At 60.2% G+C, this 18,221-nt stretch carries 16 protein-coding genes; 5 read left to right on the top strand and 11 right to left on the bottom strand.

Translation table 11 applies throughout. The annotated features are described in order from the left end of the window. Nucleotides 1-48: 48 nt before the first annotated feature. The 5 genes from mrdA to purH form a co-directional block, all read right to left on the bottom strand. Nucleotides 49-1,908 (bottom strand): penicillin-binding protein 2, encoded by a 1,860-nt coding sequence (mrdA, locus tag ACVWYF_RS15440; protein WP_457069550.1) that lies wholly within the window; start codon nucleotides 1,906-1,908, stop codon nucleotides 49-51. A gap of 139 nt (nucleotides 1,909-2,047) precedes the next feature. Next, on the bottom strand, nucleotides 2,048-2,545 hold the full coding sequence (locus ACVWYF_RS15445; protein WP_457069552.1) for a hypothetical protein: 498 nt from the start codon (nucleotides 2,543-2,545) through the stop codon (nucleotides 2,048-2,050). Between the two features lie 26 nt (nucleotides 2,546-2,571). Further along, the gene (mreC, locus tag ACVWYF_RS15450) at nucleotides 2,572-3,510 is read right to left on the bottom strand and encodes a rod shape-determining protein MreC (protein WP_457069554.1); all 939 of its coding nucleotides are present in this window, start codon (nucleotides 3,508-3,510) and stop codon (nucleotides 2,572-2,574) included. A gap of 126 nt (nucleotides 3,511-3,636) precedes the next feature. Beyond that, a complete protein-coding gene (locus tag ACVWYF_RS15455; protein ID WP_457069556.1) occupies nucleotides 3,637-4,662 on the bottom strand; it encodes a rod shape-determining protein in 1,026 nt (341 codons plus the stop codon). Nucleotides 4,663-4,981: 319 nt separating this feature from the next. Continuing rightward, the gene (purH, locus tag ACVWYF_RS15460) at nucleotides 4,982-6,517 is read right to left on the bottom strand and encodes a bifunctional phosphoribosylaminoimidazolecarboxamide formyltransferase/IMP cyclohydrolase (protein WP_457069558.1); all 1,536 of its coding nucleotides are present in this window, start codon (nucleotides 6,515-6,517) and stop codon (nucleotides 4,982-4,984) included. A gap of 267 nt (nucleotides 6,518-6,784) precedes the next feature. On the opposite strand from purH, the gene ACVWYF_RS15465 reads away from it, so the two are divergent. Genes ACVWYF_RS15465 through ACVWYF_RS15475 form a run of 3 tightly spaced genes read left to right on the top strand, consistent with a single transcriptional unit; the run spans nucleotide 6,785 to nucleotide 9,276 of the window. Beyond that, nucleotides 6,785-7,900, top strand: a complete 1,116-nt coding sequence (locus ACVWYF_RS15465) for an acyl-CoA dehydrogenase family protein (protein ID WP_457069560.1) — start codon at nucleotides 6,785-6,787, stop codon at nucleotides 7,898-7,900. 39 nt (nucleotides 7,901-7,939) lie between these two features. Then, on the top strand, nucleotides 7,940-8,683 hold the full coding sequence (locus ACVWYF_RS15470; protein WP_457069562.1) for a PIG-L deacetylase family protein: 744 nt from the start codon (nucleotides 7,940-7,942) through the stop codon (nucleotides 8,681-8,683). Further along, entirely contained in the window at nucleotides 8,680-9,276 is a 597-nt protein-coding gene (locus ACVWYF_RS15475) for a class I SAM-dependent DNA methyltransferase (RefSeq protein ID WP_457069564.1), read from the top strand. The genes ACVWYF_RS15470 and ACVWYF_RS15475 overlap by 4 nt, the downstream gene beginning before the upstream one ends. Here the strand turns inward: ACVWYF_RS15475 and ACVWYF_RS15480 are convergent. The 4 genes from ACVWYF_RS15480 to ACVWYF_RS15495 all read right to left on the bottom strand — a co-directional run bounded on the left by ACVWYF_RS15480 (nucleotide 9,273) and on the right by ACVWYF_RS15495 (nucleotide 12,870). Next, complete coding sequence (locus ACVWYF_RS15480) at nucleotides 9,273-10,511, bottom strand: glycosyltransferase (protein ID WP_457069566.1); 1,239 nt, start codon at nucleotides 10,509-10,511, stop codon at nucleotides 9,273-9,275. The two genes, ACVWYF_RS15475 and ACVWYF_RS15480, sit on opposite strands and share 4 nt — an antisense overlap. A gap of 216 nt (nucleotides 10,512-10,727) precedes the next feature. Continuing rightward, nucleotides 10,728-11,993, bottom strand: a complete 1,266-nt coding sequence (locus tag ACVWYF_RS15485) for a BamA/TamA family outer membrane protein (RefSeq protein ID WP_457069568.1) — start codon at nucleotides 11,991-11,993, stop codon at nucleotides 10,728-10,730. 128 nt (nucleotides 11,994-12,121) lie between these two features. Next, on the bottom strand, nucleotides 12,122-12,442 hold the full coding sequence (locus ACVWYF_RS15490) for a (2Fe-2S) ferredoxin domain-containing protein (RefSeq protein ID WP_457069570.1): 321 nt from the start codon (nucleotides 12,440-12,442) through the stop codon (nucleotides 12,122-12,124). Nucleotides 12,443-12,480: 38 nt separating this feature from the next. Continuing rightward, nucleotides 12,481-12,870, bottom strand: coding sequence for an ArsR/SmtB family transcription factor (locus tag ACVWYF_RS15495; protein WP_457069572.1), 390 nt, complete (start codon nucleotides 12,868-12,870; stop codon nucleotides 12,481-12,483). Between the two features lie 101 nt (nucleotides 12,871-12,971). On the opposite strand from ACVWYF_RS15495, the gene ACVWYF_RS15500 reads away from it, so the two are divergent. Together ACVWYF_RS15500 and ACVWYF_RS15505 are read left to right on the top strand one after the other, a co-directional pair. Continuing rightward, the gene (locus ACVWYF_RS15500) at nucleotides 12,972-13,658 is read left to right on the top strand and encodes a carboxypeptidase-like regulatory domain-containing protein (protein ID WP_457069574.1); all 687 of its coding nucleotides are present in this window, start codon (nucleotides 12,972-12,974) and stop codon (nucleotides 13,656-13,658) included. Between the two features lie 251 nt (nucleotides 13,659-13,909). Continuing rightward, nucleotides 13,910-15,286 (top strand): NAD(P)/FAD-dependent oxidoreductase, encoded by a 1,377-nt coding sequence (locus ACVWYF_RS15505; protein ID WP_457069576.1) that lies wholly within the window; start codon nucleotides 13,910-13,912, stop codon nucleotides 15,284-15,286. Between the two features lie 298 nt (nucleotides 15,287-15,584). On the opposite strand, the gene ACVWYF_RS15510 is transcribed toward ACVWYF_RS15505, so the two are convergent. Both ACVWYF_RS15510 and porV read right to left on the bottom strand, forming a co-directional pair. Further along, nucleotides 15,585-16,877, bottom strand: a complete 1,293-nt coding sequence (locus tag ACVWYF_RS15510) for a M16 family metallopeptidase (protein ID WP_457069578.1) — start codon at nucleotides 16,875-16,877, stop codon at nucleotides 15,585-15,587. A 95-nt stretch (nucleotides 16,878-16,972) separates the two neighbouring features. Continuing rightward, nucleotides 16,973-18,196, bottom strand: a complete 1,224-nt coding sequence (porV, locus tag ACVWYF_RS15515; RefSeq protein ID WP_457069580.1) for a type IX secretion system outer membrane channel protein PorV — start codon at nucleotides 18,194-18,196, stop codon at nucleotides 16,973-16,975. Nucleotides 18,197-18,221 lie beyond the last annotated feature (25 nt).

An 18,221-nucleotide genomic window follows, 5' to 3' on the forward strand; every position in this document is an offset into this window, starting at 1 on the left:
AGATGCTTCACTACGCTCTGCATGACGGTTTTCAGCGGCCGATTTGCCCTACATCCCGTGCAGCTTCTTGGTGAAGTCGCCATACATCACCCAATCTTCCCAGCGCTTGCGGTGGGGGGCCACTTTGCCGCGCAGGTATTTCTCAATCATCAGACCGGCGGCCGGCGCGGCGCTGGTACCCCCAAAACCGCTGTTTTCAATGAACACGGCAATGGCAATTTTGGGGTCCTGCACCGGCGCGAAGGCCGCGAAGGTGGCGTGGTCGAAGCCGTGGGGGTTTTGCACGGTGCCGGTTTTGCCGGCCATCGAGATGCCGTATTGCGAGAGCGAGGCCAGGTTGCCGGTGCCGCCGTTGCCGTCCACCACCATCTCCATGCCGGGAATGATGTACTTGAACAGCGTCGTATCCACGGCGGTGTAGTGCTTCTGCTGGAACTCCGGCATTGGGCCGCCATTGCCAATACCGCGCACGAAATGCGGCGTGTAGTAGTAGCCCCGATTGGCAATGGTGGCCAGCACATTAGCCATTTGCAGCCCGGTAATACCGATTTCACCCTGCCCGATGCTGAGCGAGTACACATTGCGGAAGCTCCAGCGGTGCTGGCGGTTGTGCTGCTTGTCGAAAAACTTGTGGTCATAGAAATCCGGCGACGGAATCAGGCCGCGCTTTTCCTGGCTCATGTCCACGCCCAGCTTTTCGCCCAGGCCGAAGGACTTCACCATCTTCTGCCACTGCGCCAGCCCGATGTGGGCATCGTCGTACTTGTTCTTGGCCTGCCCGCGCTGCACCACCGCCCGCAGCACCTGATAGAAATAAGGGTTGCAGCTGTTTTTGATGGCAATGCTCACGTTGCGGGGCGGCTCGTGGCGGTGGGTGCAACGTACCAGTTTCTGGTTGCACTCGAAGCTGGTGCCGGGCTGCACCACGCCCAACTGCAAGGCCACCAGCTCATTCACCAGCTTAAAAACCGAGCCAGGTGGGTATGTCGCCATCAGCGGCCGGTCGAACAGCGGCCGGTCGGGGTTATTCAGCAGGGACATGTAGCGGTTGCCCGAGCCCTTGCCCGTGAGCAGCTTGGGGTCGTAATGCGGAGCCGATACGAAGGCCAGAATCTCGCCCGTCTTGGGGTCGATAGCCACGATAGAGCCGCGCCGGCCAGCCAGCAGCTGCTCACCGTAGGCCTGCAGCTCCGCATCAATACTCAGGTGCAGGTCCTGCCCGGCCACCGACAGCGTATCGAACTCGCCGCCCCGAAACTTGCCTTTTTCGATGCCCCGCACGTTCACCATCTTGTACTGCACGCCACGTCGGCCCATCAGCGTTTGCTCGTAATAAGACTCCAGGCCCGAAATACCCACGTTTTCGCCGGGCTGGTACTTGGCATACTTGGGCTTCTCCAGAAAAGCTGGCGTGATAGCGCCCACGTAGCCCAGGGCGTGGGCCAAGTTGGGCGTGCGGTAGGCCCGCGCCATGCGCGTCTGGGTGCGGAAGCCCGGGAAGTCGCCCAGCTTGTCCAGAATAATGGCCAAATCGGCCGTCGTCAGGTTTTGCAGGATGGGCGAAGGCTTTACGCGCGAGTATTTTTTGGCCGCTATCAGGCTGGCGCGCAGGTCCTCCAGCGGCATTTGCAGCAATTCAGCAAAGCGCAGGGTGTCAAGCTGCTTCACTTCGCGGGGCACCACCATCAGGTCGTACACCGGCGTATTTTGTACCAGCGGTACGTTTTTGCGGTCATAAATCAGCCCCCGATACGGCACCTGCACCAGGCGCTGCAAGGTGTTTTTATCGGCGGCCAGCTTGTACGTCCCGTCCAGCACCTGCATGAAAAACAAGCGGGTGAGGAAGATGAGCGCCACCAGCAAAAAGATGCCCTGCACCACGTACTTACGGCCTTCGAGGTATTGCATGGGTATTTTGAATTCTCCTGAACGTTATGCTGAGCGGAGTCGAAGCATCTCTACTGCGAGAGTAAATAGCATTACTTGTGCGGTAGAGATGCTTCGGCTGCGCTCAGCATGACATTCTATAATTAATCAACTAAAATAACTAGCTTCTTCCCCTCCTTACCGGGAAGAACAGCAGTTGCACAATCAACAGCGAAAGGCTGGTAAAGAGTGCGCTCACTAGCATTTTCCCCATCGTAGTGCCAAAATGCCGGAAGCTGCCCAGCTCCAGTAGGAAAAACGCGGCGTGGTGCAGCACCACCAACAGGGTCATATACACGCCAAACCACTGCCAGCCCATCTGGTGTACGTTCACGGCATCGGCGTTGTCGTAACCATCGCGGGGTGTTAGCAGGCGCAGCACCCACGGCCGCAGGAAACCCAGCAGCACCGCCGCCGCCGCGTGCAGCCCGCCGGTATCATAAAAAATATCCATGGTGAGCCCCATGCCGAACGCCAGCAGCAGTTGCACCACAATGGGCGTGGCCAACGGCAAAAACAGCAAAAAGCCCAGGTAGAAAAAGCACCAGCCCAAATCAAACAGCACCAGCCGGCTGATGAGCATCACATGCACGCCCGCATAGAGCAGAAAGCGCAGCAACTGCACAAAAATGAACCGCAGGCCGCTCATGGTCGCGTCCCTCCTTTCGGCAAAATGCCGGTGTGGGTTTCCACGGTATCGCGCTCGGGCTTGTTGCGGTTGCTCACGATGTAGACGTAGGTCAGGTTGGCAAAATTGACGCCCAGCTTCACCCGAATGGTCCAGAAGTTCTTATCCGGCTCTTTCACGAATGAGTCGATGGTACCAATGAAAATACCTTCGGGAAATACCGAGTTGTAGCTCGATGTCACCACGGTATCGCCCTTCACCAGCTTGGTTTCGCGCAGCACGTTGTCCAGCAGGGCGTGGGTGGGGTCGTCGCCCTGCCACTTGATGGTACCGAAAGTGCCATCGCGCTTGATTTTGGAGGCAATGCGGGTTTGCGAGTGCAGCAGGCTGGTCACGGTGGCGTAGTGTTCGCTCACCACTTTCACGCGGCCCACCACGCCGCCGGCCGCCACCACGCCCTTGCCGGGCACCACGCCATCGGCGCTACCCACGTTTAGCGTAAGGTAGTTATCCACATTATGCAGCATGTTGTTGATAACCCGGGCCGGAATAAGTGGATAACTCGGGTCGCGGGCCGCTATCAGCTGCTGGCCGAGCAACAAGGTATCGGGTTTGGCCGCTGGCCGCCGGTAGCGCACGCGCTTCAACGAATCGGTGCGGGCCGGGGGCAGCGCCACCGAATCAGCCTCACGGCGCACCGAATCGGCTGGGTAGAGCTGCTGGCGAAGCGCGGCGTTTTCGGCGGCCAGCTGCTGGTTCATTTCGGCCAGGTGGAAGTAGTCCAGAATCTGGGTGCGGCGGGCCAGCACCGTGCCGGCATAGCCGTTGGCCGAATTAAAAAACGCCGCCCGCTGATACGAATTACTGGTAATAAATAAATACAGACTTATTATTTCCAACAAGCCAAATACCAGCGCCCCGCGAAAGCGAAATAGGAAAAGAAATAAATTCCGCACGGGGATTCAATTAAAAATCAAGAATTAAAAATTAAGAATTAAGGTTGGCAGAAATCGACGATGCAGAATAGCTGCAAAATCCCACCATTCTTAATTGCTAATTCTTAATTCTTAATTAATTTTCAATTACGTCATCAGCACGCCCCGATAGGCGTTAATGTCCTTAATAGCCTTGCCCGTGCCCAGCACCACGGCCCGCAGGGGGTCGTCGGCAATGTGAATGGGCAGTTTGGTTTTGGCGGCCAAGCGCTTATCCAGGCCGCGCAATAGAGCACCGCCCCCGGTGAGGTGAATGCCGTGCTCGTAAATATCGGCCGACAATTCGGGCGGCGATATTTCGAGGGCTTTCAACACGGCTTCTTCAATTTTCGCCACCGATTTATCGAGGGCAATGGCGATTTCCGAAAAGGTTACTTTAATAACTTTCGGAATGCCCGTCATCAGGTCGCGGCCGCGCACTTCGTGGTCGGGCGGTGGCACGTCGAGTTCGGTGAGGGCCGCGCCTACTTCGATTTTGATGCGCTCAGCCGAACGCTCACCGATGAGCAGGTTGTGCTGCCGGCGCATGTAGTCGAGGATGTCCTGGTTGAACACATCGCCGGCTGTTTTAATGGACTGGTCGCACACGATGCCCGAGAGCGCGATTACCGCGATTTCGGTGGTGCCCCCTCCGATGTCGATAATCATCGAGCCGACGGGCTGCTGCACGTCGATGCCAATGCCAATGGCGGCGGCCATGGGCTCCTGAATCATCCAGACTTCCTTGGCTCCGGCGTGCTCAGCGGAGTCGCGCACAGCGCGTTTCTCTACTTCGGTAATGCCCGACGGGATGCAGATGACCATGCGGTGCGAAGGCTGAAACAGCCGCTTGCGCGTGTCAATCATCTTAATCATGCCCTTAATCATTTCCTCGGCGGCGTGGAAATCGGCAATTACACCATCCTTCAGGGGGCGGATGGTGCGAATGTTATCGTGCGTTTTTTCGTGCATCTGCTGGGCCTGGCGGCCCACGGCGATGACTTTGTTCGTAGTTCGGTCTTTGGCGATGATGCTCGGCTCATCCACCACGATTTTATCGTTATGAATAATGAGCGTATTGGCCGTACCCAGGTCGATGGCGATGTCGCTGGTCAGGAAATTAAAGAAACCCATTGAGTTAGCTGCAATAAGGCGATACCCGGGTTTAGGGCCGGGCAGAATAATGCGCAAAGGTAGGGAAGGTTTGCGCGGGGTTGGTGAACGGGATTATGGGATTCCGCCCGGCCGGCGTCTGTGTGTCGCCTCTCATTACGAGTGGAGCGCCGCGGAACGCGGCCATCCGTCCTCTATTGCCACTTGCTTCAAGTCCCTTTCATAACAAAAGCCCCGGCTCTTGTGCAGAGCCGGGGCTTATCACATCATTAGACTAGGGCTGAGAACAGGACAGATTGCCACGTTCCGTAACGCTCCACTCGCAATGACAGGCGAAAAATTAGTGTTTGAAATGCCGCACGCCCGTTAGCACCATGGCCATGCCCAGCTCGTCGCAGGCCTTCACGGTATCGGCATCCTTGATGGAGCCGCCGGGCTGCACCACGGCGCGAATGCCGGCCGCGCCGGCAATTTCCACGCAGTCGGGGAAGGGGAAGAACGCATCCGAAGCCATCACCGCACCGTGCAGGTCGAAGCCGAAGGTGCGGGCTTTCTCAATGGCCTGACGCAGGGCATCAACGCGGCTGGTCTGGCCGACACCGGAGGCCAACAACTGGCCGGCGCGGGCCAGCACAATGGTGTTGCTCTTGGTGTGTTTGCAGATTTTGCCGGCGAACACGAGGGCAGCCGTTTCCTCAGCGGTAGGGGCCGACTGGGTAACGGTGCGGAAATCGGCGGCCGTTTCGGTCTGGCGGTCGGCATCCTGCTCGATGATGCCGTTGAGCAGGGTTTTCACCTGCTTCTTCGGAAACTCGACCGGCTTTTGCAGCAGTAGAATCCGGTTTTTCTTGCTCTGGAGCACGGGCAGCGCGTCAGCGGCGAAGCTGGGCGCAATGAGAACTTCGAAGAATAATTGGTTGAGTTCGGCGGCGGTGGCCGCGTCTACGTCCTTGTTCACGATGATGACGCCCCCGAACGCGGAGGTCGGGTCGCAACTCAGGGCGTTCACGTAGGCTTCGCGCAGGGTGGCAGCCTGGGCTACGCCGCAGGCATTAGTGTGCTTGAGGATGGCGCAGGCGGGCTCGCCATCCGTGAATTCAGCCATGAGGGCCACGGCGGCGTCCACATCAACGAGGTTATTGTAGCTGAGCTGCTTGCCGTGAAGCTGGTCGAAAAGGGCCGTAAGGTCGCCGTAGAAGGTACCGGCCTGGTGAGGGTTTTCGCCGTAGCGCAGCGGTGTGGCGGGCTGGGCGCTGAGGCGCAGGGCAGTACCGGCTACGGCGGTGCCCTGGCTCATGTATTGGAAAATCTCGGTGTCGTAGTGCGAGGTGGTGGCGAAGGCGGCGGCGGCGTAGTGGCGGCGGTCTTCGAGGTCGGTAGCGCCATTTTTGGCGGTGAGCAGCTCGGTCACGGCCGCGTACTGGTCGCGGCTGCTGATTACGAGTACATCGCGGAAGTTTTTGGCGGCGGCGCGCAGTAGTGAGATGCCGCCGATGTCAATTTTCTCGATAACATCCTGCTCCTCGGCTCCGCTGGCCACCGTTTCTTCAAACGGATACAAATCGACCACCACCAAATCGATGGGTGGAATGGCGTGAAGCTCGGCTTCGGCGAGGTCGCCCGCGTCGTGGCGGCGGTGCAGGATGCCACCGAATACCTTGGGGTGCAGCGTTTTTACGCGGCCGCCGAATACTTCGGGGAAGCCGGTGAGGTCTTCCACGGCGGTTACTTCGGCCCCTTCATCTTCGAGAAATTTCTGGGTGCCGCCGGTGGAATACAGCGTAACGCCGTGCTGGCGCAAAACCTGCACCAACGGGGCCAGCCGGTCTTTGTGATACACGGAAAGCAACGCGGCGCGAATGGGACGGGACGACATAAAACGGGCGAAAAAGCTGGGCATAATTGCCGCCCCAAAGGTACGCCCGGCCTTAGCCCGCTGCCCGTGGGCAGTGTTACCGAATTATTACCACCGTGCCCGGCGGCCACCAAAGCAGTTCCAACCGAACACTACGCCGCTTTGAGAAGTATAGCAAGGTCCCGCTGCTTTCTTCAGTCCCAGCCCATGCCAACCACCGCTTTTCCCCTTGCTGCGAAGCCCAGACCGACTGCACCAGTCGGCGCAACGACGCTACCCGGTGCAGCAATGACACCTACCAATGCTGAAACCGCCGCCGCGCAGCTTGCCTCTCAGTTATTTGCCCAGGCCGCCGCTACCGATGTGGAAGGCGGCTTTCCCACCCAGGAATTTGGCTGGCTGCACGCGGCCGGGCTGCTCACGGCGGCGCTGCCGGGGGCCCTCGGCGGGGCCGGGCTGCACACGCCGGCGGCCACGCTGCCGCTGCTGCGGGTGTTGCAGCACGTTGGCCGGGGCAACCTAGCGGTGGGACGCGTGTACGAAGGCCACGTAAATGCGCTGCTGCTCATTCAGCAGCTGGCCAAGGCAGAACAGGTGGCCCGCTACGCCGCCGATGCCCGCGCCGGGCATTTGTTCGGCGTCTGGAACACCGAAAATCCGGCCGATGGGGTACACTTGGAAGCCTTGCCCAGCGGCCGCTACCGCCTGCGCGGGGCCAAAACCTTCGCCTCGGGGGCGGGCCATCTGGCGCGGCCGCTCATTACCGGGGCGCGGCCCGACGGGCAGGGCTGGCAGCTATTTGTGCTGCCGGCCGATGCGCAGCCGCCCGCGCTGGACCGCTCGTTCTGGCAGCCGCTGGGGATGCGGGCCACGGCCAGCTTCCGGGCCGATTTGACCGGGCTGGAAATCGGCCCGGACGACCTCATCGGCCCACCCAATGCGTATTACCAGCAGCCGGCGTTCAGTGGCGGGGCCATCCGGTTTGCGGCCGTGCAGCTGGCCGGGGCCGAGGCTGTTTTTGACGAAACCGTGGGTTTCCTGCGCAACCTGGGCCGAACCGACGACCCCTACCAGCGCCAGCGCCTCGGCGAAATGGCCATCCTACTGGAAAGTGGCCGCCAGTGGGTGCGCGGGGCCGCCGACAATGCCAGCCGTGCTGGCGCAACTACGCCCGAAGGGGCCGAAACCACCGTGGCCTACGCCAACATGATGCGTACTGCCATCGAAACCATCAGCCTGGAAATGCTGCGCTTGGCCGAGCGTTGCGTAGGAGCGCGCGGCCTGTTGCGCCCACAGCCATTCGAGCGCCTGCACCGCGACCTCACCCACTACCTCCGCCAGCCCGCCCCCGATGGGGCTTTGGCCGACGTAGGCCGGTTCGTGTTGGAGGGCAAGACGTTTTAGTTGTTCGTTTTTTGTTGTCAGTTATCCGGATTTACCAGCGTGCTTCCTTTCTCCGAATATCCGGTGCGGCCCGCCAGCTTTGCGGCCGGCCTGGGCTCCACCGTAGTCATTGCCCCGCACCCCGACGACGAAGCGCTTGGCTGCGGGGGCCTGCTGGTCCTGTTGCACCAGGCGGGGCAGCGCGTGGCGGCCGTGCTGGTGAGCGACGGTACCATGTCGCACCCCAATTCTATGCTGTTCTCAGCCCCGGCGCGGCGCGCTATACGAGAGGCTGAGTTTCGCCACGCCCTCACTATTCTAGGCATAGATGAAGCCGAGCCGCTCCTGCTGGGCCTGCCGGATGGGCGGGTGCCCGCCGGCCCGGCCGAGCCCGGCTTTGCCGAAGCTGCGGCGCGGCTGCGGGCGTTTCTGGAGCAGCAGCAAGCGGCTACCGTGCTGGTGCCCTGGCGGCGCGACCCGCATCCCGACCACTGCGCTACCGCCCGGCTGGTGCAAACGGCGCTGGCGGCCATGGCGCAACCGCCGCGCCGCCTTGAATACGTGGTATGGGCTTGGGAGCGCGCCGCGCCGGAGGACCTGCCCACGACGGCCGATGCCGTGCAGGGCTTCCGGCTGGACATTGCGGCGGGCCTAAGGCCAAAGCAGCGGGCAATTGCGGCGCACCGCTCGCAGGTGGCACCCGGCGTATTTACCGATGATACCGAAGGATTTTTATTGTCGCCGGAGATGCTGGCGCACTTTGCCGGACCGTACGAAGTCTATTTTGAAGCGCTTGAATCATGAACGAGAACCAGCCCAACACCCTGCCGCCGGAGTACTTCGACCAGGTTTATCAGGCCAACCGCGACCCGTGGAATTTCGAAACCAGCCCCTACGAACGGGAGAAATACGCCGCCACGCTGGCCGCCCTTTCCCGCCCACGCTACACGGAGGCATTCGAAATTGGCTGCTCGCTGGGCGTGCTTACGGCGCAGCTGGCCGAGCGCTCCGGGCATCTGTTGGCCGTGGATGTGAGCGAGGCCGCCCTGGCGCAGGCGCGGGCGCGGTGCGCGGGTTTGCCACAGGTTGAAATCCGGCAGCTGCGGGTACCCGAGGAATTCCCCAGTCAATCGTTCGATTTAATTGTGCTTTCGGAGGTCGGCTACTATTGGTCGCCGGCCGACCTGGCCCGGGCAGCCGACCTGCTCATAGCCGGCCTGAACCCCGGCGGCCAACTGCTATTGGTGCATTGGACGCCGCCCGTGCATGATTACCCCCTGACCGGCGACGATGTACACGGATTTTTCCTAGACAAAACCGCTGCCAATGGTCCGTTGCGCCACCTCACTGGCCAGCGCCACGAAACCTACCGGCTCGACCTGCTGGAAAAGCGCTAACCCAGCGGCCGCCACTCCGCCTCCACGCCACTCCTGATGAGACGGGGCAGTACCCGCAGCGCCTGCGACAGCGGAACCAAAGCCATGGTCAGATTGGGGCTGTGGGCCAGCGCCCATTCCCACAATGCGCCGAACGTGGCCGACTGCTGCATTTGGGCCAGTACGGTGGCCACGGGCAGGCCCAGCCGGGCGATGGCAGCGTCCGGTTCAGCTCCCGGGCTGCCGGCCCAACAGGCGCGCAACTGGCGGCGCAGCTGCCACTGCCGCAGCAGCTGCACGGGGTTTTCGACGTGCGGCTCGCGCTGCTGCTGGCTCATGCGCAACCACTCGTTCAGTTGCCAGGAAAGACCCACTTCCACCCTCCCCTGGCGGCGGGCTGAAGTGAGGACGCACACCTGGGGGCTGTGGCGCAATGCCAAATCGTGTCGGCGCAGCTCCTGGCACAAGGCTTCATCCTCCAGAAACCGTACTTCGGGCAGGCCGCCCACCCGGCGGTAAGCGCGAGCCGTAAGTGCCAGGCTGGCCCCGAAATGCTGGTGGTGGCGGGGCCAGCGGTCGGCGGGCGCGGGGTCAATTAGGTCTTCAAGGCGGGCGCAGAGCAGGCGGTAGGCCGCATCGTGCGCTTGGATGCGCTGGAGAGCCGCCGGGCCGCCCTCCTCGATACTAGTGAGAATACGGCCGCCCACAGCATCGGCCCCGGCAGCTATTTCAGCCTGAATGGTGGCCAGCCAGTCGGGAGCTACCCGGGTATCGGCGTCGGTGCTGGCGATGATGCCAGCGGGTTGGCCCACCTGCTCCAGCCGGGCGCAGGCCTCGTCCATCAGCAGGCGGCGGGCGCGGCCTACGTGGGCAGTGTCGCCGGTCAGAAGCAATTCGGCTACGTGCAATACCAGCCCGGGAAACCGCCGGGCTTCGCGGCGCACCACGGCAGCAGTATCATCCTGGCAATTATTGGCCAAGACGATGACCTCGAAAGCATTACCTGGCAATAATTGGCCGTGTTCCGTGACTTGGGCGGCCAACGCAGCTAGGGCAGCGGGCAGGGTAGCGGCCTCGTCTTTGGCCGGAATAATGATGCTGATGCGCAAGCCGGCGCGTGGCGGCGGCAGCTGCTGGCGCAGGCGAGCCGCGCAGTGGTCACGCGGCGGCACGGGCGGCTTCAGCAGCGAAAAAATGGGGGCGGTGGCAGTGGCCTCGTGGGCCGCCAGGAAACGTGCGGGAGTAGCGTGGTCCATTGGGGTGGATGTACGCCGGGCAGTGGCCAAAGGATAAGGCTCAGCTTATTTTCTGAGCACCAGTTGCCTTCGCCTAAAGTCTTGATTATGCGGCAAAAATCACGTAGTCAATACCCTGCTCTTTATAATTGTTCAGATTGCAAATCGTGGTCATTTTCCACTAAAAAAGCCTCTCCTGAAATCAGGAAAGGCTTTTTCTTTACAAAACAGCTGTGCTTAAAAAGCTTCGCCGATGGCAAACAGGATGCCCGGTGAGCTGCCGGTGCCGCCGGCGTAGTCGAGGCGCAGGTTCACGCGGTCGCGGCGGATGAAGTTGAAGCGAATGCCCGCGCCGCCGGCGTATTTGGTATCGCTGAGGCTGAACTTGTCGATGTACTGATTCACATTGCCCACACCGCCAAATACGGCCCCGTCAAAGCGTTTCAATACGCTGCTGTTGGAATTTGGAAACAACTTATGACGGATTTCGGCTTGGAACATTATCATCTGACGGTCGCGGAAACGCTGCTCGTAGATGCCGCGCAGCAGGTTGGCGTTGTTGTAGAGCGTGCCACCCAGGTTGGCCCCCAGGCCGGCCAGCTCGCGGAACGGCACATCGCCGGTGTGGAACTGCCCCAGAAACTGAGTGGCCAGAATGGTATTGGTGGAACCCAGCGGCTGGAAATTGCGGGCATCAAGCTGGTAGCGCACGAAGCGGTAGTCCGAGCCAAGGCCCGTGCCGTTGAACGTAGCGCCGAAATCGAGTAGACTGCCGTGGAAGGCAGCCAGCGGCACGTCGCGGGTGTCATAAGTAATGACCGGGCCGAGGCCCGAAATGCGGGTATCGTGGCGCTCCCGCTCCGTCATGCGCGGGTCGGTGTAGAACACGTTGGTTTTGCCGTCTTTGGTCGCATCCGGCGCTTCAACACTGGTGATGTTGGTGAGGCGATACTGCGCGCCAAAGAACAGTTTGGGAGCAATTTGCTTTTGCAGGCGCTGGTTGATGATGAACAGCTTGTACTTGGTTTTGGACTCGTCGCCACTGACCGTCTGCGGACCCTTGCCGTAATAAAACAGCAGGATATCATAAGCACTAATTTCACCGTTCAGGTAAAATTTCTCGCCCGGCGTGTACACCGAATGCACTAACTGAATGAGCGACTGGCCCTCGGTAGTGGTCCAGTATTGCACCCTGGCGTTGGAAGGCCGGGTGAGAGTATCGGCCGAAAACCGGCCGCTGAGCAGCGCGCCCAGGCCGTAACCGAAGCCGGTTTCAGCTTGGTAGAATATTACCGGAATGGGCAGCAAGCTGAGGGTACCATTTTTACCCAGCTGGCCGAAGGACTTCGTACTGCGAACTTGCTGGCCGGCCATTGGCACGAGGCCAACGCTGCGGGGCGCGGCCGGGGGCGTGGTGTAAACCGAATCGGGGGGGGCAGCCGGCTGGGCGGCGGCGGTAAAGCTCAGCCCGGTGAGGACCAGGGCTGCGAGAGAAAAACGCATGGGAGCGAGAATGAAAAGCAAATGAATTGCCCTATCAACGGATTATGTGGCCCTACGGTTGGCGGCGGCGGCGGCCGGGCTAGCCAAAGGCCTTTCCTGGCCCGCGAGTGTTGGCTTTTGCCGGCCTACTAGTCGCGCAACAGCAGGCGCCCCACCACCTGCCCCAGGCCCAGGTGCCGGGCCACCAGCTCGGCAGCATCGGCAGGGCGCACTTTGCCGTAGGCGGTGCCTTCGGGATATACGATGAGGGCCGCGCCAGGGCCTTTTTTGCACTGCTTGCAGAGGTCGAGGCAATTGCAGGTCTGCACCCGCACACTTTCACGCTCCTCGCCGTGCAGCAGCTTTTTGATGCCCTGAATTTTCAACTCTTTTTTCAGGGCTTTGGCCACGTCCTCCCCCACCCCGGATTTTTGATTGGCACACACAAACAGGCGGCGAACGGTACTCATAAGCGAAAGAAAATAGCCGGCCGCGCCATACCGAAAAGTTACGCGGAGCCATGCCAGTGGCGGTTTTGGAGCTTATACGCGGCCAGCTCGCGGTTCGACCACAGGGTTTGGTACACTTGCTGGTCGTGCAGCAGCTGGGGGTCTTTTTCCATGAAAGTCAGCAACTGCTGGAGCAATTCGGCCGTCTCTTCCTTCAGGAAGTAGTACATCCAGTTGTCGAGCCGACGCACGTTCACCAAACCTGCATTCTTTAAGTACGATAATTGCCTGCTGGTTTTGGTCTGGGTGAAATCCAGCACCTGCTCCAGGTCGGCCACCACCATTTCCTGATTGCGCCACAGCAAATGCAGGATGCGGACGCGACTTTCATCGCCCAGGGATTTAAAAAGTTGCTGCCCAAAAGCAACCGTGAAATGTTTCAAGCGCATCTGCTGTCTGGGAAGGGGAAGTTCGCCCCTCGTTCTTTCTGCCCAAAGGTACCATCGGCCCCGAATCGGATGCCGTATATTTGTTCTTCCGCTATCTGAATATGCCTGATTTCTTGCGCCTTCGTCGCTTTTCTTTCTTTTTGGCCGCCGCCCTGCTGGTCATGCTGTTCGCCACGTCGGGCGCGCATGCCCAGGGCAAGCGCAAGGTGATTCAGTTCACCGGCATCGTGGCTACCGGCGACAGCCTGCTGGGCGTGCCCGGGGCCACAGTGTACGTGCCCAAGGCGGGCCGGGGCACGGCCTCGAACATTTACGGCTACTTTTCGATGGCCGTGCTGGCCGGCGACAGCATCGTGATTCGCTCGCTGGGCTACGCCAACCAGACCATCGTCATCCCGAAGGATTTCCAGCGCCAGAGCTACTCCGTTATCGTGCAGCTCAAGGAAGACGCCACCGTGTTGCCAGAGGTGCGCGTGTTTCCCTATACCACCGAACGCGACTTCAAAAAGGCTTTCCTGGCCCTGCGCCTGCCCACCGAGCGCGGCAGCGCCGCCGCCGACAACCTGAACCAGGAGTTGATGAACCGCATTTTCCGGACCCAGCCCATGGGCGCGGTGGCCAACTTCCGCCAGTCCATGAGCAACCAGCAGCTCGACTATGACCGCCATATGGGCATGGCCCCCAACCAATATTCCAACAACCCGCTGCTCAACCCGTTCAGCTGGCTCCAGCTCATTCAGCAGGTGAAAAAGGGCGAGTTCAAGAAGAAGAACTACGACGACGAATAGGACCACATGAGTTGACCGCAGATTTAACGGATTTCAACGGATTAAACAGATTTTTTGTGGTTGCTGGGCCTGACAGGCCTTTGGCTTTCTTTTAGATGAAACGGGCCGCTTTGCTGCCGATGGGAAGAACCGGCTTTAAACAAAGGCCGGTTTTTTCACGTTTTAACCTGACGGCTTGCCCACAGGGAACCACAAAAAATCTGTTCAATCCGTTGAAATCCGCTAAATCTGCGGTCAAATCATGTGGTCATATGGATACCAACCTCCCCGTTTCGGATAAGCCGCGCGTAGTTATCGTGGGCTGTGGCTTTGGCGGCCTGCGCCTGGCCCAGGCCCTGGATAAAGCACCGGTGCAGGTCGTCGTCGTCGACCGCAACAACTACCACAACTTCCAGCCGCTGCTGTACCAAGTAGCCACGGGCGCGCTGGAAGCGGATAGCATAGCGTACCCGATTCGAAAGATTTTTGCGGGGCAGACCAACTTTTTCTACCGCATGGCCGACGTACAGCGCGTAGACCCGGCCTCCAATACCCTGATTACCAGCGTAGGCGATATCCGCTACGACTATCTGGTGCTGGCCACCGGCTCACTCACCAACTTCTTCGGGCTGGAAAGCATTGAGCGCAACGCGATGCAAATCAAGAGCATCCCGAACGCCCTGAACCTGCGCAGCTTTATTTTCCAGAATTTCGAGAAAGCCCTGCTTACCAGCGACCCCGCTGAGAAGCAGGCGCTGCTGAATATTGTGGTGGTGGGCGGCGGCCCCACGGGCGTGGAAATCAGCGGTTCGCTGGCCGAGATGCGCAGGCACGTATTGCCCAAGGACTACCCGGAGCTGGATTTGCAGGCCATGCAGATTTTTCTGGTGGAGGCCGGGCCGGCGCTGCTCGGGCCGATGTCGCCCGCCTCGCAGGCCGATGCCAAGCGCTACATGGACGACCTGGGCGTGTTGGTCCAGCTCAACACCTCTATCAAGCGCTACGAGGACGGCAAGGCCTACTTCTCCGATACCGAATTTATTCCGACCGAAAACCTGGTGTGGGCCGCCGGCGTGAACGGGGCCGAAGTGCCCGGCCTGCCCGCCGAGGCCGTGACCCGTAACAAGCGCATCACCGTGAACAGCTGGAACCTGGTGCAAGGGCAGTCCAACATCTTCGCCATCGGTGACGTGGCCAACATGGTGACCGCCGACATGCCCAAGGGCCTGCCCATGCTCGCGCCCGTGGCCCAGCAGCACGCCGACCACCTCGCGGCTAACTTGCAGCGCATGTTACGCCTCGAACGGCCTCGCGACTTTGTGTACAACAACAAGGGCTCGATGGCCATCGTGAGCCGTAATAAGGCCGTAGTCGACCTGCCCAAGAACATCCACTTTAACGGATTCTTCGGCTGGCTCACCTGGCTATTTGTACATCTTTTGACGCTGGTGGGCTTCCGCAATAAGGTGGTGGCGCTGGTGGACTGGGCCTTCAGCTACTTCAGTTCCGACCAGGCTTTGCGGCTCATTATTCGCCCCTTCAGCCGCCGCGATGTGAAGGACGACCAGGGCAAAAAAAGCGCGGAGCACCGCACCGCTACCACTGAATACAACGCCACGCCGCCCGCCATCCAGGAACCGGCATTATAACAGGCACCCACTGAACGGTCATGCTGAGCGCCGCCGAAGCACTTCTACCGTGTAAGTATCCAAGTTGCCGCGTAGCGGTGGCAGGTTTGTAGAACTCCCAGTGCCACGTCAAAAAGCCGCGTAGCGGTGACAGATTGCCTAGCATTTCTGTCACCGCTACGCGGCTTTTTCGCTGCTTCATTCGATTACCTCCAAACCTGACGCCGCTATGCAGCTATTCCGCAAGTTGGTTCATACAACTGATTTTCTGTCAAATACAAAATGCAGAGGCTGCGCTTGCAATACCTTTTCCTGTTGCTTATGCTTCGAGTTTCAGCGGCGGACCGGCAATAACCACCTGCATGGCTTCCGGCGCGAAATACGTTTGGGCCAGGGCGCGCAGGGTTTCTGCATCAGCGGTTTCAACCTGCTGCACGAATTGGGTGTAATAATCGGCGGGTAAACTCAGGAACACGAGCGACTTGTATTTATCGCACTGCTCGAACACGGTGGATAGCTCGTTGGCAAACTTGCCCAGGATGTAGTTTTTCACCGTTTCCAGCTCTTCGGCCGGAATTAATTCCTCCTGCAGGCGGCGCAGCTCCAGTTCAATCTCGCTCACGGCGAAGTCGGCGCTTTCGCCCTTCACATCGGTGCCGATAACGAGCGACGTGCCGAACTCGCGCGGGGCCACGCTGGCATAAATGCCATAGGTTAAGCCTTTGTCTTCGCGGATATTCCGCATCAGGCGGGAGCCGAAGTAGCCACCGAACACGTTCACCAGCAGCTTGAGGCGGTGGGTGTCGGGATGCGTGGGCGCGGGCCAATGGCGACCCATGCGAATGGACGCCTGCAAGCTGCCGGCCACGGCCACCCGGTCGGGCAACGCGGAAATGATAGGCTCGTCAATTACGGGCGCGGCAGCTGGGGGTATTTCAGTATCGGAAGCCGTACCAAACGCGGTGGCGACCATTTCCTGCTCGGCGGCCACATCGCCGCAGAGGAATATTTCGGCATTGCCAAACGAATACATTGCCTGATGAAAAGCCTGGGCTTCCTCCGCCGTCAGGGCTTGGTAGGCCTCGGCATCGAAAGGCTGGCCGTAAGCCGTGTGGGCACCAAATTGCAGCTCATTGAACCGCTCGGAGGCCAGAAAGCTGGTCTTTTTGCGCTCGACCCGCACGTTCTGCACGGTGCGGGTTTTGAGCTGCTCCAGCTCGGCCGCCGGGAAGGCGGGGTTGCTGAGTACGTCAATTACCAGGGGCAGCAGCGTGGGCAGGTGCCGGCTGAGGCAGTAGAGCGTGAGCGTGGAGCGGTCGAAGCCGGAGTCGCAATCCAGTGAAGCGCCGTAGAAAGCTAGTTCGTCGGCAATCTGGCGGGCGGTGCGGGTAGTGGTGCCCTCCAGCAGCATGCGGGCGGTGAGAGAGGCCAGGCTGGGGCGGTTTTCGGCCAGCTTGCCGGCCCGGAACACGGCTTGCAGGCGCACCACGGGCTGGGCATCGTTGGCCAGTACGTGCAGGCGGGCACCGCTGGGCAGGGTCCGCACATCGGCAGTGGGCAGCGTGACGCGGGCCAGAGGCTGAACGGGAGGGGCAACGGTACGGTCGAGCATTGAAGCAGAAATCGAAGAAGCAGGCATAAGCAATAATAACAAACTCCCCTTCTCGGCCGAGAAGGGGAGCTGTGGGGTAACTAAAAAAGGCGGGGTTAGTTCGAAGGCGTGCTGCCGCTGGTGCCACCGGCCCCGTTTTCGTCAAAAGCTTCGGACAGCTTGTTCAGGTTGAAATGCAGCGACACCCGAATGGTCTGGGCCAGGGGGTTGGCCTGGCTGTTCTGGCCCGTGGGCACCAGGTAGGTGCCATCGATGCCGAATACTTGGTAGCGTACACCCAAGCCCAGGCTCACGTACTGGCGGCCACCCTTGTCGAGGTTTTCGTAGAAATAACCACCCCGGGCGTACAGCAGGTCGTTGTAGTTGTACTCCAGACCGGTGGAGAGGTTGATTTCGCGCAACTCTTCCTTGAAGCCGCCGGGCGCGTCGCTGAACGAGTTGAACAAGCCGCTCACGATGCTTTGGTTGCTGCGGCGCGCGTTTTCGTCCACAATGTCCTGGCGGTTAGTCGGCACGCCATCAATGTAATACGGCGAGGGGACCAGCAGCTTACTGGCATCGAACGCCAGCGTAATTTTGTTGTACTGGTCGATTTCGCGGGTAATTGCCGTGCCCAGCTTCAGCGTGGTGGGCAAGAAACTCGGATTCTCGATATCGTTGTAAGTAATCTTGTTGCCGATGTTGGTTATCGAAGCCCCAAAAGCCAAGTTGTAAATGCCGGTGCCAATGGTTGCGTCCTTGGAGTAGTAGGCGCCCAGGTCGACAGCCGCCGCGTTTCCGGGACGGGCATCATTGCCGTTCACAGTACCCACAAGGTTGGAGCGAATGTAGCGGGCCGAGACACCCACCCCAAAATAATCGGTCAGCTGAATGCCATAAGATACCGAAAGGGCGTATTCTTTGGGGTTGAACGAGCCCTGGGGTAGGTTCTGGCCATTGCGGTAGTCGATGGTGCCCAGGTCAAAATACATCAGCGAAGCACCAAATGCCGAGCGCTGGCCCACTTTGCTATAGCCTGAGAGGTACGACAGGCTCATGTCGTCGGTGATGTTGCGCAGCCAGGGCGAGTACGACACCGAAGCCGCGTACTTATAAGGCACGAAGCCCAGCTTGCCCGGGTTGAAATACGCCGAATTCGCATCGGGCGAGGTTGCCACACCGGCTTCGCCCAGCGACGATGACCGCGCATCGGGGCTAAGGGTTAGAATGGGCACGGCCGTGGTAATGGTGTGGGGATTAGTCTGGCCCTGAGCCGAAGCCGCGATAGCCAGCAAGCCGGCTGAAAGCGCCACGCGCGAACGGAAAAAGAGAGGCTGCATAGAGTGGAAAAAGGGAGCCAGGCGT

The organism is Hymenobacter sp. UYAg731 (genome assembly GCF_054061335.1).

Excerpts from the sequence above, each read along its gene's own strand:
- ACVWYF_RS15485 (WP_457069568.1), bottom strand. The coding sequence starts at position 11,993 with ATGCGTTTTTCTCTCGCAGCCCTGGTCCTCACCGGGCTGAGCTTTACC.
- ACVWYF_RS15490 (WP_457069570.1), bottom strand. The coding sequence starts at position 12,442 with ATGAGTACCGTTCGCCGCCTGTTTGTGTGTGCCAATCAAAAATCCGGG.
- ACVWYF_RS15475 (WP_457069564.1), top strand. The coding sequence starts at position 8,680 with ATGAACGAGAACCAGCCCAACACCCTGCCGCCGGAGTACTTCGACCAG.
- mrdA (WP_457069550.1), bottom strand. The coding sequence starts at position 1,908 with ATGCAATACCTCGAAGGCCGTAAGTACGTGGTGCAGGGCATCTTTTTG.
- porV (WP_457069580.1), bottom strand. The coding sequence starts at position 18,196 with ATGCAGCCTCTCTTTTTCCGTTCGCGCGTGGCGCTTTCAGCCGGCTTG.
- purH (WP_457069558.1), bottom strand. The coding sequence starts at position 6,517 with ATGTCGTCCCGTCCCATTCGCGCCGCGTTGCTTTCCGTGTATCACAAA.
- ACVWYF_RS15455 (WP_457069556.1), bottom strand. The coding sequence starts at position 4,662 with ATGGGTTTCTTTAATTTCCTGACCAGCGACATCGCCATCGACCTGGGT.
- ACVWYF_RS15505 (WP_457069576.1), top strand. The coding sequence starts at position 13,910 with ATGGATACCAACCTCCCCGTTTCGGATAAGCCGCGCGTAGTTATCGTG.
- ACVWYF_RS15510 (WP_457069578.1), bottom strand. The coding sequence starts at position 16,877 with ATGCTCGACCGTACCGTTGCCCCTCCCGTTCAGCCTCTGGCCCGCGTC.
- ACVWYF_RS15465 (WP_457069560.1), top strand. The coding sequence starts at position 6,785 with ATGACACCTACCAATGCTGAAACCGCCGCCGCGCAGCTTGCCTCTCAG.
- ACVWYF_RS15480 (WP_457069566.1), bottom strand. The coding sequence starts at position 10,511 with ATGGACCACGCTACTCCCGCACGTTTCCTGGCGGCCCACGAGGCCACT.
- ACVWYF_RS15500 (WP_457069574.1), top strand. The coding sequence starts at position 12,972 with ATGCCTGATTTCTTGCGCCTTCGTCGCTTTTCTTTCTTTTTGGCCGCC.
- ACVWYF_RS15495 (WP_457069572.1), bottom strand. The coding sequence starts at position 12,870 with ATGCGCTTGAAACATTTCACGGTTGCTTTTGGGCAGCAACTTTTTAAA.